The sequence below is a fragment of the Clostridium sp. Marseille-QA1073 genome, assembly GCF_054863625.1.
Genome location: NZ_JBSVQM010000002.1, coordinates 198,322 through 213,745 on the forward strand (window position 1 = coordinate 198,322; position 15,424 = coordinate 213,745).

Annotated in this window: 16 protein-coding genes and 2 riboswitches; all 16 genes read right to left on the reverse strand. The window is 30.0% G+C overall.

Annotation, left to right across the window (positions count from 1 at the left end; genetic code table 11):
* Positions 1-218 precede the first annotated feature (218 nt).
* A complete protein-coding gene (locus ACY1IQ_RS02750; protein ID WP_461612518.1) occupies positions 219-1,067 on the reverse strand; it encodes a DMT family transporter in 849 nt (282 codons plus the stop codon).
* Entirely contained in the window at positions 1,054-2,373 is a 1,320-nt protein-coding gene (locus ACY1IQ_RS02755) for an opine metallophore biosynthesis dehydrogenase (RefSeq protein ID WP_461612519.1), read from the reverse strand. Before ACY1IQ_RS02755 ends, ACY1IQ_RS02750 begins: the two co-directional genes overlap by 14 nt.
* Entirely contained in the window at positions 2,370-3,149 is a 780-nt protein-coding gene (locus tag ACY1IQ_RS02760) for a nicotianamine synthase family protein (protein WP_461612520.1), read from the reverse strand. Before ACY1IQ_RS02760 ends, ACY1IQ_RS02755 begins: the two co-directional genes overlap by 4 nt.
* 68 nt (positions 3,150-3,217) lie before the next feature.
* On the reverse strand, positions 3,218-3,976 hold the full coding sequence (locus tag ACY1IQ_RS02765) for an ABC transporter ATP-binding protein (RefSeq protein ID WP_039633596.1): 759 nt from the start codon (positions 3,974-3,976) through the stop codon (positions 3,218-3,220).
* A complete protein-coding gene (locus ACY1IQ_RS02770) occupies positions 3,976-5,037 on the reverse strand; it encodes a FecCD family ABC transporter permease (protein WP_461612521.1) in 1,062 nt (353 codons plus the stop codon). The genes ACY1IQ_RS02765 and ACY1IQ_RS02770 overlap by 1 nt, the downstream gene beginning before the upstream one ends.
* Before the next feature lie 3 nt (positions 5,038-5,040).
* A complete protein-coding gene (locus ACY1IQ_RS02775; RefSeq protein WP_461612522.1) occupies positions 5,041-6,177 on the reverse strand; it encodes an ABC transporter substrate-binding protein in 1,137 nt (378 codons plus the stop codon).
* Positions 6,178-6,465: 288 nt separating this feature from the next.
* Positions 6,466-6,654, reverse strand: a riboswitch (cobalamin riboswitch).
* Between the two features lie 175 nt (positions 6,655-6,829).
* Positions 6,830-7,291 (reverse strand): 6,7-dimethyl-8-ribityllumazine synthase, encoded by a 462-nt coding sequence (ribH, locus tag ACY1IQ_RS02780; protein ID WP_461612523.1) that lies wholly within the window; start codon positions 7,289-7,291, stop codon positions 6,830-6,832.
* Between the two features lie 66 nt (positions 7,292-7,357).
* Positions 7,358-8,557: a bifunctional 3,4-dihydroxy-2-butanone-4-phosphate synthase/GTP cyclohydrolase II gene (locus tag ACY1IQ_RS02785; protein WP_461612524.1), complete on the reverse strand. Its 1,200-nt coding sequence runs from the start codon at positions 8,555-8,557 to the stop codon at positions 7,358-7,360.
* A gap of 12 nt (positions 8,558-8,569) precedes the next feature.
* Positions 8,570-9,214 (reverse strand): riboflavin synthase, encoded by a 645-nt coding sequence (ribE, locus tag ACY1IQ_RS02790; RefSeq protein WP_461612525.1) that lies wholly within the window; start codon positions 9,212-9,214, stop codon positions 8,570-8,572.
* Between the two features lie 4 nt (positions 9,215-9,218).
* Positions 9,219-10,286, reverse strand: coding sequence for a bifunctional diaminohydroxyphosphoribosylaminopyrimidine deaminase/5-amino-6-(5-phosphoribosylamino)uracil reductase RibD (ribD, locus tag ACY1IQ_RS02795; RefSeq protein ID WP_461612593.1), 1,068 nt, complete (start codon positions 10,284-10,286; stop codon positions 9,219-9,221).
* Between the two features lie 199 nt (positions 10,287-10,485).
* A riboswitch (FMN riboswitch) is annotated at positions 10,486-10,633 on the reverse strand.
* Between the two features lie 138 nt (positions 10,634-10,771).
* Complete coding sequence (locus ACY1IQ_RS02800) at positions 10,772-11,266, reverse strand: hypothetical protein (protein WP_461612526.1); 495 nt, start codon at positions 11,264-11,266, stop codon at positions 10,772-10,774.
* 455 nt (positions 11,267-11,721) lie between these two features.
* A complete protein-coding gene (locus ACY1IQ_RS02805) occupies positions 11,722-12,363 on the reverse strand; it encodes a hypothetical protein (protein WP_461612527.1) in 642 nt (213 codons plus the stop codon).
* On the reverse strand, positions 12,296-13,549 hold the full coding sequence (locus ACY1IQ_RS02810; RefSeq protein ID WP_461612528.1) for a hypothetical protein: 1,254 nt from the start codon (positions 13,547-13,549) through the stop codon (positions 12,296-12,298). Before ACY1IQ_RS02810 ends, ACY1IQ_RS02805 begins: the two co-directional genes overlap by 68 nt.
* Positions 13,546-14,412 (reverse strand): ABC transporter ATP-binding protein, encoded by an 867-nt coding sequence (locus tag ACY1IQ_RS02815; RefSeq protein WP_461612529.1) that lies wholly within the window; start codon positions 14,410-14,412, stop codon positions 13,546-13,548. The genes ACY1IQ_RS02810 and ACY1IQ_RS02815 overlap by 4 nt, the downstream gene beginning before the upstream one ends.
* A complete protein-coding gene (locus tag ACY1IQ_RS02820) occupies positions 14,393-14,683 on the reverse strand; it encodes a hypothetical protein (RefSeq protein WP_461612530.1) in 291 nt (96 codons plus the stop codon). Before ACY1IQ_RS02820 ends, ACY1IQ_RS02815 begins: the two co-directional genes overlap by 20 nt.
* The gene (locus ACY1IQ_RS02825) at positions 14,673-15,236 is read right to left on the reverse strand and encodes an RNA polymerase sigma factor (protein WP_461612531.1); all 564 of its coding nucleotides are present in this window, start codon (positions 15,234-15,236) and stop codon (positions 14,673-14,675) included. Before ACY1IQ_RS02825 ends, ACY1IQ_RS02820 begins: the two co-directional genes overlap by 11 nt.
* Positions 15,237-15,424: the final 188 nt, after the last annotated feature.

Genomic DNA, 15,424 nt, shown 5'->3' on the forward strand with positions numbered 1-15,424 from the left:
AAAGTTATAAAACCTATGTATAATTATTTTGTCCAAAAAATTAAAATATATTTTTTAGCTTTAAAAATAAAAGTAACCACCTCAAAATAAAATTTTAATATAGCCACTTTCTAAAATTACTTAATTTTATAAAAATTATAATGTTTAAATTGATATTAATTATCTAACTTTTCAGCTACGTGAAATAAATTCTATAATATCACTTTAATATTAATTTTTTATGCTGCTGTTTGCCTAGATAAAACAATAGATGCTCCAACAATGAGTATTCCACCTATAATAGAATACATAGATAGAGATTCTCCAAATAAAATAAATCCCCAAGCTGTATTGAAAAATATTCCTATATATCTTACTACTTCTACAATTACAGCATTGGCATTTCCAAATGCGCCTGTTAAGAATATTTGTGCTAATAATGACACAGCACCTAAAATGAATAACAATATAAATTCTCTTACTGTTGGTACTACAAAATTATTTCTCATTAGTATAGCAGCCACTATAGTAGATGCTGCTAAGAAATAAAACACAATTTCATAATGATGATGTTTTTTAGATTTTGCCAATTTTCTTATAGTAATTGAAGCACTTGCTGATAAAACTGCACTTAATAATCCAAAGATAGCATAAAAAGAATAAGTAGAATATCTAAAAGGATTTATAATAAGTGCCGCACCAAATAGAATAATAATTATAAATATCCATGCATTTTTCGGCAATTTTTCTTTTAGAAAAATAGATGCAAATATCATTACAAAAAATCCAGATAAGTGTGCAAGTATTGCTGCGTCTCCTAACTTCATTGTGGAAATAGCAAAGAAATAAGTTACCATATAAAGTCCTCCAAGCATACCTCTAAGTAACAATAATGGTTTTTGCTCTTTAGAAAACTTTACATTAGAAATTTTCATTAAAATTAATATTAATATTGTTCCAATTATACCTCTAAAAAATGCTATTTCATTAGATGGTATTCTAGAACTTACAGACTTCACCAAAACATTCATTATACTAAATGTAAAAGAAGACAGTATTGCTAATATAACACCTTTATTTATTTTCATTAAATCGCTCCTTAACTATAATCTTTGCATTATTTAAGATATTGTCTTTAAATATATGATTATTCATATTTTCTTTGCCTTTATCATTAATAAATCTATTCAAATGCATATCAAACACATCTATTAGGCCTTTTGTATTTTTCATCTCTATACCTAACATAGCTCCAATATTATATAAAAGTTTAATCTTTCTATAATCTTCGAAAGGCATTCTAGGTATATTCCATTTACCTAAGTTATCTTTGTAAACTTTAGGATAGGGAACCTTTGAAAACTCAAAATATCTCCCCTCCTTATCAGGGATAGAAAAGGGATCTATTAATATTGAAGAATATCTAACGTAGAGTAAATACTCCTGTTTAATTTTACTGTATTGAGTAAAGTTATTTATATCCTCTCTAGATATAGATTCTTCCAACACAGGATAATTATCATCATTTAAAAACTTAAGAAGATTCATAGGTTTAATTTTTAGATGACTATATACATTAGATATTTCTTTCCATAGAAAACACATGGTGGCAATAGTTTTCATTGTTATTGGACCCTCTGGATATAGCTTGTACACATATTTATTTGTTTTATCATAATCAAATATTTGATTTAAACTAATATCATTAATCAAGAAAGCTGGATGTACAAATACAGTTATGTTCTTACTTTCTACTTCCAATGGTTCATCTAATATTTCACAAATAACCCCGATTTCTTTTAAAAAGTTTTTAAGAACTATTGTTTTAGAACTCTTTTTAAAAGTTGAACCTATATATATCTTTTTCTTTAAAGCTTTTGTTGTTATTTCTAATAAAGATTCTTTAGAAGTATATTTTGTAGCTCCAAAATAATTTGATAAACTAATTATTTCAATATCTCTTTCATATAACTTTAAATAATTAGAAACCAAGATGCTTGACCCAAATTCTGGTGACACTAAAATGATAGTTTTGATTTTTTTTAGTTTGTTAAAATCTATTTTTTTTAACACTTCTATATAACAGTCACAAGGAACACATAATATAATAGTTTCCCAAACATCTTCTATGTCAGAATAATCTATATATAAGCTTTGTAGTTTATAACTTCCTTCCATCATAGCTAATTCTTTTTTAGCTACATTTCCTTTTAATACGAAATCATTGTTTTTTAATTGTTCTACAAAAAATATAGACTTATTACTATTTCTAATAACTATTCCAATTTCATCTGAAAATCCCTTAGATAAATTAATTATCATGTTAATTGCCACTGGCCCAGAACCTATTATTAGTGTGTTTTTTAAGCTGTTATGCATATTTTTATTTATCATAAAGTTTTCTCCAAAACTACACTTTCATAAATATACTTATTATCTTTTATTATTGTTTTTTGGCAATTCTTTATTTCTTTTATATCTAAAGGATAATTAAATATACTTTTTAATTTATTTCCATATCTCAAAATAACCTTTGTATCACCATTAATATTTTCCAATAAATATTTCACCATATCTAATTTAGGTTCAACTAAAGAAGCTATTATAATATGACTAAAACTATTTAAATCAAAATTGCTTATATCTTCTGATGAAAATGATATATTTTTAATGCCATACTTATCAGATAACTTCTCTGATAGCTCAAGTGCTTCATTATCAACATCTAAGCAAACTACTTCAGAGTTAACTTCATCATTTATAGTGAATGCTGTTATAGGCATAGCCCCAGAACCTATAAATAAAATTTTTGATTTATTATTTATATCAAATTCTAATATCTCATTTTCTACTGCAAGCCTTAATTCATCAGAATATTTAAATGAATCTAAGTTATTATTTAATATACTGCGTGCTTGACATTTTTCAACCCACCCTAAAGCCTTCGAATTAGACTCTCTCACTTCTTTTACCAAAGTATCATACTCTTCTTTTGATACATATTTGTTCCATTTTAAATCATTAGAGCTATCTAATATAAAGTCGCATACGTAGTCAAGCTTATCTTTCAAAACTACAAAACATTCACTATGCTCCTTACATAAGTTCATAATTTCATTAATATCCACATTTATTAATTTTAAATCTAATAAAAATTTATGTTTTTCCATATACATTAACCTCTCAACCTTTTATAATTTTAATATTTAAACATTAATAAAATAATGTTATATTAATACTAACTACAATTAATTGGTGTAACACTAAGATAACCTTTCTTTGTACAACAAACCTCTACTTCTACTTTATATACCTCTTTTAATAGTAATGGATCTAATACTTCTTCTGGCTTTCCTTCTTTTGCTACGTATCCTTCACTAAGTAGTATGAATTTATCACTGTATCTCGTAGATAATGCTAAATCATGAATTACTATAATAGTAATAGCATTGTTTTCTGTGGTGTATTCTCTTGCTAAATCTAAAACCTGTAATTGATGCCTTATATCTAACGCACTGGTTGGTTCATCCAGTAGTAATATCTTTGGTTTTGAAACCAAAGCTTGTGCCATAATAACAAGTTGTTTTTCTCCACCACTTAAACTAGAAAACTTATTATAGCTTAGATGACTCAAATTTATTTTCTTTAATATTTTATTTGTTTCTTCTAACTTATCTTTAGAAATTTTCCATCTTAAATCCTTCATATGTCCAAGCAGTACCATTTCAAATACAGTTAAGTTAGAGTTACTATTACTCATTTGTGGAACATAGGCCATTTTCTCTATAGGAATTTTTTCCTTTGGATTTCTGTCCATATGTATGTTTCCTTCATAATTGATCATTTTTGACATAGCTTTTATAAATGTAGTCTTTCCTGTACCATTTGGACCGATAATAGAGGTTATTTCTCCCTCATGAAAGGTAGCGGTAATATCTTTTAACACTTCTTTATTCTTAAACTTAACTGAAACTTTTTCTGCTGTAATAAAACTCATTATTCTGCTCCTTTCGATAGTAATAAAAATAATAAGAATGGTACTCCAACAATAGATGTAACAATTCCTATTGGTATTAATGCACCTGGTTTTATTATTTTAGATATTATAGACGCAACAACCATAATAAGAGCTCCAAACATGGCAGAAACAGGAGATAAATATCTTTGTTCTTCTCCAACTGATAACCTAGCAAAGTGGGGAGAAATCAATCCTATAAATCCAATAGGCCCTATAAAAGAAACTGCTCCAGTTGTTAGCAAGGTTGCAATTGTAAATACTTTTAGTTTTAGCTTGTCTACATCTATCCCAAGACTTCTTGCTCTTTCTTCACCAGCAGATAATGCTGTTATTTTCCACACTACTGTTGTGGTCAATAAAAGGCATATAATAAAAATTGACATTGTAACAAAAACACCAACCCAAGTAGATTTTAGTAAGCTTCCAAACATCCAAAATACAATTTGTTGAGATACTTCTGGTGCAGACATATATTGAACTAAGGATTGCAGTGCCTGAAATAAAAAGTGAATAACAATCCCTGTTAATATCATTATTATAGATTTCATCCCTTTATTTTTTCCTATAAAATAAATACACATGCTAGATATAAATGAAAATAAAAATGCCATCAGCGGTATAGAAAGCCAACCTATATTTCCAATAGTAAACCCTGTTAAGATAGCAAGTGAAGCTCCAAACCCTGCTGCTGAAGAAATACCAAGAGTATATGGACTTGCTAAAGGATTATTAAGTATTGTCTGCATATGAGACCCTGCAAGACCTAATGAAGCTCCAACAAATACACATGTAAGAGTCATTGGTAGTCTTATGGACCACATCACAGCTGAATGTACACTTTTATTCTTTGGTCCTTGTAACAATGTACTTATTACATCAGATAAAGACATGCCAGATGGACCCACAGCTAAATCTATGATGCAAAATACAGCTAATAATGAAATTACAATAACAAATAAAAGAAGTCTTTTTTGATTGATATTTTTGTATATGTGCTCTCCATTATTTAAATCTTCCAATGCTTCTTTTTTATTTGTCATTATCTATTCCTCCTTTATCATGAAAGTACCCTCTGGTTTTACAGGTAAATACTTTGTATAGAACTCATTTAGGTTTGCTAGTGGATCTACATCTGCAAACTTCTCTGGATAAATAGCTTTTGCAATATATTGAAGATATACGTAATCATAAAGTGTTCTAAGTCCACTGTGATCAACACCATATATTTCTTTATTTTTTACTGCATTTAAATTCTCCCAACCTGGTCTTTTCAAATACATATTCATTGTTTCCAAAGCTCTTTCACTTTTAACATCAAAACCCATTTCAAATCTTTGTTTGCCTTGATCTTTAGAATTGGTTTGTCCAGAAAAAATTATAAGCTGTGGATTGCTAGAAATAACATACTCAGGATTTAATGGTCCATAGTCTGTAACTTTTCCCTGTGCTATGTTGTTACATTTTGCAGTTTTAAGTATATTTCCCCATAGAGAATCTCCATAAGAATTTCCATAGGTTTCTGGCCCTTGGCTTGCAAGTTCAAAATAAACAGATTTAAATTCACTTTCTGGTATTTCTTTTAATTTATTTTCAACATCTTCTGTCTGCTTTTTATAGTTTTCTATAAGTTCTTTTGCTCTTTCTTCTGTTCCAAGAAGCTTACCAAGTATTTCTGTACTCTTTATATGCTTTTCTAAAGTAAATGAATTGTAATCAACCACTGCTATAGGAATTCCAAGATTTTTAATTGTGTTAATACCATCTCCTAATTTTTTTGCTTGATAAGGTGCAAGAATTACTAAATCTGGTTTAGCATCAATTAGCTTTTCCATACTGAAACTATCTAAATAAATTGAACCTGTATCTATACAGCCTTCTAAGTTTGGAATTACTTCTGCATATTTAGTCCACATTGCATTCATTAGATCCTTTGTTTCTCCTTTTGACATGGCAACGATTCTATCTAACTTAAAATCTCCAGATACAGCAAGATAATTTTCTATATAAAACCCTAAAAATATTTTTTCTGCTGGTTTTTCTAAAACAATTTTATCTCCGTTAATATCTTCTACCTCAATAACCTTACTTTCTGCAGAATCACCTTCCCCATCTCCTTGTGAGCATCCCACTAAACTTATAACCATTACTAAAATTAATATAATATTAAATATTTTTTTCATAAGTATTCCTCCTAAAATAGTTCGCTAATTTCAAATTTTTCGATAATTGCAATGTGATTAAAACTATTTCTCAAATTTTTATCATTCTTATATAATTTTAAAGCTAATGTCATTAATTGATAACGCATATTATTTGCATTATATGAACCTTTTTCTCTAAGAAAATCTTTTACCTCCTATAAAATAAATTATTTTTTCATAAATAATAGCCCTTTAACAACAGTTAAAGGGCTATTTATCGAAAAAATATTTTTCAAACATTTATACCCCCCCATCGCTCGTAGAGTTATTAGTATACTAAAATAGGCAGGTCTTCTGGCTTAAGCATCAACATTCCTACAGCCTTCCCAGTTTCCCAGTGGCATAATTGCAGGAACTCATCTATTACAGTGGCGGGACCGCGTGGGATTCAAACCCACTTCCCTTTTAATTAATAGATATTACAATATCTATTAAACCTATTTTCAATATATTCAATTTTCCAAAATCATTTTAGCATATTATGGTTACATTTAGCAAATACTTTTTAATATTCTACTATAAAAACCATACAATTTAAATTCTCAACAATCTAAATTGTATGGTTTTTTCTCTATTTAGCTGCACTTTTCATAGAAATCTAATCAAATGAATAAATTAACTACTACTTAAACTAAATATTTTTAATCAAATTAACCATTTCAATGGCTGTGCAAGCAGCATCATATCCTTTATTTCCAGCTTTTGTACCTGCTCTTTCAATAGCTTGTTCAATATTATCTGTTGTAAGCACTCCAAAAATCGTAGGAACTCCTGTTGATAAGCCTATAGAAGCAACTCCTTTTGATACCTCTGCACATACATAATCATAATGGGTAGTAGAGCCTTTAATAACTGCTCCAAGACAAATAACTGCATCATATTTTCCAGATGACGCCATTTTTTGTGCCACTAATGGAATTTCAAAAGCTCCTGGAACCCATGCAAGAGTAATGTCATCATCATTAACTCCATGACGTATTAATGCATCCTGAGTTCCCGATATTAACTTTGATACAATAAATTCATTAAATCTTGCTGCTACAACTCCTACTTTTATATTGCTTGCTACTACATTTCCTTCCAATTTTCTCATTTCTTTTCCTCCAATTATTCTTTATAATTTTCTTCCTTTAATCATGGATACTTTCACAATATCACACTAATAAGTTGTCATATGTTCCATCTTTATCTGTTTAGTCATAAGGTAAAATCTATCATCTTTGTTAGGATTAATTTGAATAGGAACACGTTTTTTTATAGTAATACCGTAATCAGCTAATCCTTTTATCTTTTTAGGATTATTTGTTAAAAGCAAAAGTTCTGTTGCTCCTAAATCATATAATATTTGAGCACTAATTCCATAATCCCTTAAATCTTCTGGAAAACCAAGCTTGATATTAGCTTCAACCGTATCATATCCTTGTTCTTGAAGTTCATAAGCCTTTAACTTATTGATAAGTCCTATTCCTCTCCCCTCTTGACGCATATACAGAATAATCCCTCTTCTTTCTTTTGCAATAGCTTTTATAGCAGCATCAAGTTGTTCACCGCAGTCACAGCGGCGTGAGCCTAATATGTCACCAGTTAAACATTCAGAATGTAGACGACATAAAACAGGTTCTCCATCAGCCACATCTCCCATTACTAAAGCTATATGCTCCTCTCCGTTTAATGTGTTTTCATAACCATAAATAGTAAATTCCCCGTACTTCGTAGGCAGCTTTGCTTTTGCACTCTTCTTTATAAAACTTTCTTCCTTTAATCGATAAGATACTAAATCTGCAATAGTTATCACCGTTAATTTATGTACTTTTGCAAATTCCAAAAGCTCTGTAGTACGCATCATCATCCCATCTTCTCTCATAATTTCACAGCATAATCCACATTCTTTAAGTCCTGCAAGTTTTACCAAATCAACAGTTGCCTCCGTATGCCCCCTTCTTTCAATTACGCCGCCTTCTTTTGACTCTAAAGGAAACATATGACCAGGACGTCTAAAATCTTCTGCCTTAGCATCATCTTCTACCGCCTTTATAGCAGTAATTGATCTTTCATAAGCAGAAATTCCTGTAGTGGTATCTACATGGTCGATAGAAACAGTAAAAGCTGTAGAATGATTATCCGTATTATTGTTTACCATCTGCTCTAATCCAAGCTTCTTAGTCAATTTGGCACTCATAGGCATACATATTAACCCTTTTCCATAACACGCCATAAAATTTACATTTTCCTGTGTTGCAAATTCTGCTGCACATACTAAATCTCCTTCATTCTCTCTGTCAGGGTCATCGATAATTAGAACGATTTTTCCACTTCTGATATCTTCTATTGCTTCTTCTATTGTGTTTATTTTTTTCATAATATTATCCTCCTAAAAACCATGTTCGATTAAAAACTGTTCTGTAATCTTGCTATTATTTCTTGATGCCTTTGATTTTAAAAGCTTTTCAATATATTTTCCTACCATATCACATTCCAAATTTACCTTATCACCAATTTTCTTATAAGATAAAATAGTTTCTTTTTGCGTATGAGGGATAATTGATACTTTAAATCCCTCTTCATCTACACAAGCAATGGTTAGACTGATTCCATCTATTGCAATAGATCCTTTTTCGACAATATAGCAAAGCTGTTTTTTATCTGTAATAATGGTGTACCAAACAGCATTGTCATCGTTTCTTATGTGTGATATATATCCTATCCCATCAATATGTCCAGATACCATATGTCCTCCAAATCTTCCATTGGCAGGCATAGCCCTTTCTAGATTTACTTTTGAACCTCTTGCAACGTTCCCAAGGGTGCTTCTGTTCATTGTTTCAGACATGACATCTACAGTAAATCCATCCTTTCCCATATCAGTTACTGTAAGACATACGCCATTGACTGCAATGCTGTCTCCAATTTTTGTTTCCTCTAGAACCTCCTTACATTCAATAGTTAAAATAGAGGATTTGCTTCCCCTTTCAACTGATTTTATAGTTCCTATCTCCTCAATGATTCCAGTAAACATAATTTCAACTCCTCAAATATCCTTCTATACAGAAATCATTCTCAAACTTTATTATTGTGGTATCTTCTAGTTGAAAGGCATCACTCATCTGTTCCCGTCCTTTACCTTCAATAGGCGTAAGTGCTTCCTTTCCTCCAATTATCTTAGGTGCTATGTAAACATACGCCTTTTTTATAATTCCTGCCTCTAGAGCTGCCTCGTTTAAGGTTCCTCCCCCTTCAAGCAAAATGCTATCAATGCCTTTTTCGCCAAGACTTTCCATAAGCTTCTTTAAATCAATTCTTTCACTATCTTGGAATTCCATAAGAGTTACCCCTGCCTTGCTAAGCTTATACTTCTTCTCCCTATCTCCTTTGCAGAAAGCAATGATTGTCTCAATTTCATGAGATGATTTTACAATTTTGCTCTCTAGTGGAATTCTTAAGTTTGAATCACATATGATTCGAATAGGATTTACTCCATGCTCTATCCTGCAATTTAGCATAGGCTCATCTGCTAGTATTGTTCCTATTCCTACCATAATTCCTGTGTATTTTTTTCGTAGATAATGCACATGTTCTCTAGCATCTTCTCCTGTTACCCATTTGGAATCCCCTGTATGAGATGCAATCTTTCCATCTAGGGTCATTGCGTACTTTAATACAACAAAAGGTTTTTTTGTGGAAATGTAATGAAAAAATACTTCATTTAATCTCCTACATTCTTCTTCCAATACTCCAATAGTTACTTCAACACCATGTTCTCTTAAAAATTTAATTCCCTTTCCACCAACTAGAGGATTAGGATCAGTGCACCCTACAATAACTCTCTTTATCCCATGTTCCACAATGGCTTCAGTACAGGGTGGTGTCTTCCCATAGTGGCAACATGGTTCCAAAGTCACATACAGTTCTGCTCCTTTCATATCTTCTATGCAGCTTAAAAATGCATCTCTCTCTGCATGGAGACCACCATATTTCATATGCCATCCTTCACCTATGATGCATCCATCCTTTACAATGACGCATCCTACCATTGGGTTTGGAGATGTATATCCAGTTCCCAGTTTTGCAAGCTCTAAAGCTCTTGCCATATAATTTTCATCCAAGCAATCCTCTCCTTTTTACTTCAGGCAATAGTTAGGAGAATTTTTCTTTTTTTAAAGCACAAAAAGCCCTGAATATAAAAATATCCAGGGCATAAAATACCATAGTTATTAAATTTAGATTGCATAATAAAACATCCGCAAAATAAATATAACGACTGTATTAAAATAAGTAGAGATATTCTCTCTGCTTCTTCTCCCATCCAGACTTTACTGTCGGCTTTGGAATTGCTAAATAATTAATTATCAGCTTCACCAAATCTGCAGTCCATGTACATGAACCACTCGCGGGCTTTACCGCCGGTAGGGAATTTCACCCTGCCCTGAAGAACTTATTTTTTATTAACTTTTACATTATTTAATATAACATTAAAAAAATAATTTGTACAGTACTTTTCTTAATTTTCTGAAAGGCAACTTTCCTCTCACTCATTAAAGTAAGTAATCCTTATACTAAAGAATTATTAAATTAATTACTCAAAAAATCCTTTATGAGTAATCTTTATATCATTATTTGCATTTATTTTTATATTAAAATTGCCACTTGCATTTTTTCCAGCAATTCTAATAATGTATTTCCCACTTTTAGGTGTAGTAAAATTTATCTCTCCACTTTCATTTGATTCATCTTTTTTAGCTATTATATTATAATCTGAATCTAACACCACAATATAAAACTTACCTTTACTAATTTTTGTATTATCATTTATAGTTATTTTATTATCTTTGTCTGAAGTAAACTCTATCATTGACCATTTACCTGTAAATTTATTAAAATCAAAGCTTTTTCCATTTTCAGTGTCTTTTTCATTTTTCATAGAGTAAACACTTTTTTTTGCTTCTTCACTTGATAGATAGCTATCTGAACTAATATAAAGTGAGCTATTTTTATATAACATACTCCCTATTAGTAAGATTAATATTATAAATGTTACACAAATATTTATTGACCTACTTCTCTTTTTCATTCCATTTTTCCTCCATTTTTATGTTATCAAACTATAAATAAGTTATTGTTATATGTAATATTACTGGATAAATATATATAATATACTTATATTATCCAATACTTATTGTATATAATATTACATATACTTTCAATGTATGAAAGTTATATGATTTCACAATGAAGATTTAACTTATGCATGATTTTAATTTTCCTAATAAAAATTCTTTTCTATGAATTAAAAATTAAAAGTTAAAGATACGAATTCTGGTTAAAACTCCATTGCTAGAGCCTTTAGAGTTTTTTTAATAAATTTTTCCCCTAATTCTTCATCCTTAATTTCTAAGGATTTAAGCTATTTTTTCGAAAAATTATTTTCCAGAGTATATTTTAAATTCTCATATCTAATATCTATAATATTAATAATAAAAATATACCCCTTAGTTCAAAGGGGTATATTTTTATTATTAATATTATTTAACTTAGCTTTCTTTTTAACCATTTAGCAACAACCGCTATTAAAATCAAAATAATACTACCACCAAACAGCCAATATTTTTCATCAAAACTGCCATTCTTCATAGACAATATATAAAAATTGCCTACATACTTATTTTTTGTGGCCATATTTAATATTAAATAGCTAATAGAAGCCATATAACCAAGTATAGTACTGCCTGATATAGACGATGAGCAAAGCCCTACACTTCCTAAAAATACAGCAGATAAAAAAGTACCTAACATGTATTTTATAAGTGGAAAATCGCAGCCCTTATGCTTTAGTATCAATGTAAAAGAACTTACTAAAACAAAAATAATTACTAGGTTTAGAATTATTCTAACTAGGTAAGGTATAAATTGCGCCATTGGTTTCGATACCACTATTTCATCAATTTCTCTTGCTTCCTCAGGAGCAAATATTGGCACAAGGAGTATGATTCCAATGACAGCCACATAATTTTCAAGACAAATTGCGCTGGACACTGTATCAAGATTTGATATTCCTTGGATGAATGGTAAAACAAATAAAAATGCAACTGAAAATACTAAGTTAGCTAATATACTTAACTTTAGATTTATTTTTATTAAAGTTAAACCATTTTCCCATTTTTCTCCCAATGTCAAGCTTCCCCCTCCTTTTCTGTTCATATATAAATACAGTCACTATAACTATTAAAATTGCAAGCCCTGCAATTACAAGTCGATTTGTCATAATTTCACTAAAATTTTCCGCAATCAACATACCCTTGCCACGATTATTATGACGAATAAACAATCCTAAAAGCGGATAATCGCCTGTAAGTTGTATATTATTTATATTGAAGAACCATATAAATAACTCTACTGCAATAGCTACTGGCGTATCTGTCAATGTAGTTAGAAACATTCCTATAGCTGTAACAATCATAAGTGTAGGTAATATCCACCATAGTATATATTTTATAAAGGCAAATAAATCAATACTCAAATTCTCACTGTTTGCAAAGGATATAAAAGTTATAGTTTCTTTAATACCTAATATTATAATTGGCAATATCATCATAAAGACAAGTGAAAAATATCTTGATAAAACAAGCTTTAAGGATGAGGTTTCCCTAAAATAAATAAGCTCCTCCATTTTACTACGTCTATCCTTAATTGATGTAAATACCACTACAAATATAGGAAATATTCCAGCAACAATCCCCATATAGTCACAGAACAATCGTGCATATCCATTGGTTAGTTTATCTTTTTGCATCATATACTCATATTCTTCAACCGCCTCTTCATAAGTAATAGGTATACGAGTAAATCTACCAATAAAATCTTCTCCATAGGCAGAGCCTCCCCCTAAAAGCTTATCAACACTTGCCATTAACTCATTAAACTTATCAAGGGTTATATCTTTGCTAACTGACAAAGATCCGGAACTACTCTTTTCCCATAATAAATTTAATACTTCTATAGGTTCTCCAGTTATCTCCTCCAAAAAAAGTTCTATTTTTTTTTCTTCATCATTATCTAACTTAACAACTTTATAAAATCCTAGAGGATAAGTACCATATGAATTTTCTTTATATTCACGATATAAGTTACCTACTACCTTTGGCATCATTTCTTCTGACATTGCAGACTCTTTTTCACCATAAGGAGCATACTGTGTTTCCATATCTATTTTAGATGGTGGTGAAAGTAATGTTTTTATATCTTCAGAAGTAGTAATACCCATTTGGGAAATATAAAATAATATTGTAACTGCAATAAAAATATAATATATATATGTTTTCAATATATTTCTACATTCCTTTAAAAATAAGCTCATTTTGCTTGTCCTCCCATCAGTAGCATATACCCATCTTCAATGGTAGAGTCACATGGTATAGCATTATCAAAAGGTTTATTATCTGATAAAATTCTAAGAGTAACATTGCTACCTTGTGAAAGCATCGAGGTTACTATATATTTATCTTTAATGTTACTTAAATCATTTTGCGATACAGTAATTGTATAAATTTTACCACTTGCAAACTCAGCAAGTTTCTCAGTTGTACCTTTGTAAATAACTTTTCCATTATTTAAAACTGCAATATTTTCGCAAGTTGCTTCAATATCTCCTACAATATGAGTAGAGAGTATAACAATTCGATCCTTTGCAATTTCACAAAGTAAATTTCTAAAACGTATTCGTTCCTCAGGATCAAGCCCTGCTGTTGGCTCGTCAACAATTAAAATCTTTGGTGCATGCATAATGGCTTGAGCAATTCCCAGTCGACGTTTCATACCTCCTGATAGTGCCTTTACTCGTACCTTTTGACAGTCATATAAATTAACCTTATCAAGTAGTTTTAAAATAATTTTTTTCCGTTGTTGTTTTGGTATTTCAGAAAGTACACCTAAATAATCCATAGCTTCATATACTGTCATATTAGGATACATAGAGAAATCCTGTGGTAAATATCCTACCATTTTACGAATATCTTTTGTATTTTCAATAGGAATACCGCATATCGTTATACTTCCTTCACTTTTAATTAGAAGTGTGGTAAGTATACGCATTAATGTAGTTTTTCCTGCACCATTTCTACCAAGTAGTCCAAACATACCACCTGGTATTTCAAGATTTATATTATTAAGTACTGTTTTATTGCCAAATTTTTTAGTAAGATTAGATATCATAATTTCCATAGGTTTTATCCTCCAATGTGTTAGTTGATAAATATTCAAAAATAAATGCAATAGACAATGCCCCAATGGTTACAGGATATATTGAATCAAAAACAAATTGTGAGCACAATATAACAAGTAAAAAAGCTATTATAGTGAAAATCACAATGCCTATGGCTTTTATAGTAAGCCTACGATTAAGAGCTTTTACACGGGCTTTTTCAAGTTCTTCATACTCTAAAATATTGACTTTGCACCACATACCATTTAAAAACTCTCGTTCACTTTTCATTTTGCATATCCTCCTTAACATATTTTTGAAGTTTGTTTCTTGCCCTATAAAGGATAATTTTTATTTGTGGTAATGACTTGTCCATAATTTCTGCAATTTCCTTGTAGCTAAATCCATAAATCTCATAAAGACAAAATGCAGTACGGTAATCAGCCTTTAGGCTATTAAGTAGCTTTGTTGAATATTTTAGCATTTCTTGCTGCTCCATTAACTCATATAAGGTTGGTTCTGTACTTACTAAGTTCACATCTTCTAGACTTACAATATTAGAATCTTTATTTTTTCGTATAAAGTCTATACACTTGTTTCTTATCACTGCAAACAGAAATGTTTTAAATGTATTTTTAGCCTTGTATCTATGACGATTTATGTATATAGCTGCAAAACTTTCTTGTACAATATCTTCTGCTATATATACATCTGTTAAAAAGCTAAATGCAAAACCAATTGCTTTTTCCCTATGTCTTAAAACAAGTTGTTCAAAAGCTTTCGTATCACCATTTTTAGTTTGCTCCATTAACATGTTGTCATCACAAATATAAATCACCACCATTCAGTAAAAAAGTTAATTCCTAACTCTTCCTTCATAAGCTTACACGAAAAAAACTTGAAGAAGTTACACTTAAATTAAAAATAATAAAATTAATTTAAGAAAATTAATTTCTTTAGATATTTAGTTAAAAAAGCCAGTAAAGATTTCAAGTTGAGATCTCTACTGACTTATATATTTAACTTATTATT

Excerpts from the sequence above, each read along its gene's own strand:
- ACY1IQ_RS02750 (WP_461612518.1), bottom strand. The coding sequence starts at position 1,067 with ATGAAAATAAATAAAGGTGTTATATTAGCAATACTGTCTTCTTTTACA.
- ACY1IQ_RS02765 (WP_039633596.1), bottom strand. The coding sequence starts at position 3,976 with ATGAGTTTTATTACAGCAGAAAAAGTTTCAGTTAAGTTTAAGAATAAA.
- ACY1IQ_RS02800 (WP_461612526.1), bottom strand. The coding sequence starts at position 11,266 with ATGAAAAAGAGAAGTAGGTCAATAAATATTTGTGTAACATTTATAATA.
- ACY1IQ_RS02775 (WP_461612522.1), bottom strand. The coding sequence starts at position 6,177 with ATGAAAAAAATATTTAATATTATATTAATTTTAGTAATGGTTATAAGT.
- ACY1IQ_RS02815 (WP_461612529.1), bottom strand. The coding sequence starts at position 14,412 with ATGGAAATTATGATATCTAATCTTACTAAAAAATTTGGCAATAAAACA.
- ACY1IQ_RS02825 (WP_461612531.1), bottom strand. The coding sequence starts at position 15,236 with ATGGTGGTGATTTATATTTGTGATGACAACATGTTAATGGAGCAAACT.
- ACY1IQ_RS02770 (WP_461612521.1), bottom strand. The coding sequence starts at position 5,037 with ATGACAAATAAAAAAGAAGCATTGGAAGATTTAAATAATGGAGAGCAC.
- ACY1IQ_RS02810 (WP_461612528.1), bottom strand. The coding sequence starts at position 13,549 with ATGAGCTTATTTTTAAAGGAATGTAGAAATATATTGAAAACATATATA.
- ACY1IQ_RS02760 (WP_461612520.1), bottom strand. The coding sequence starts at position 3,149 with ATGGAAAAACATAAATTTTTATTAGATTTAAAATTAATAAATGTGGAT.
- ACY1IQ_RS02785 (WP_461612524.1), bottom strand. The coding sequence starts at position 8,557 with ATGAAAAAAATAAACACAATAGAAGAAGCAATAGAAGATATCAGAAGT.
- ribD (WP_461612593.1), bottom strand. The coding sequence starts at position 10,286 with ATGGCAAGAGCTTTAGAGCTTGCAAAACTGGGAACTGGATATACATCT.
- ribE (WP_461612525.1), bottom strand. The coding sequence starts at position 9,214 with ATGTTTACTGGAATCATTGAGGAGATAGGAACTATAAAATCAGTTGAA.
- ribH (WP_461612523.1), bottom strand. The coding sequence starts at position 7,291 with ATGAGAAAATTGGAAGGAAATGTAGTAGCAAGCAATATAAAAGTAGGA.
- ACY1IQ_RS02755 (WP_461612519.1), bottom strand. The coding sequence starts at position 2,373 with ATGATAAATAAAAATATGCATAACAGCTTAAAAAACACACTAATAATA.
- ACY1IQ_RS02820 (WP_461612530.1), bottom strand. The coding sequence starts at position 14,683 with ATGAAAAGTGAACGAGAGTTTTTAAATGGTATGTGGTGCAAAGTCAAT.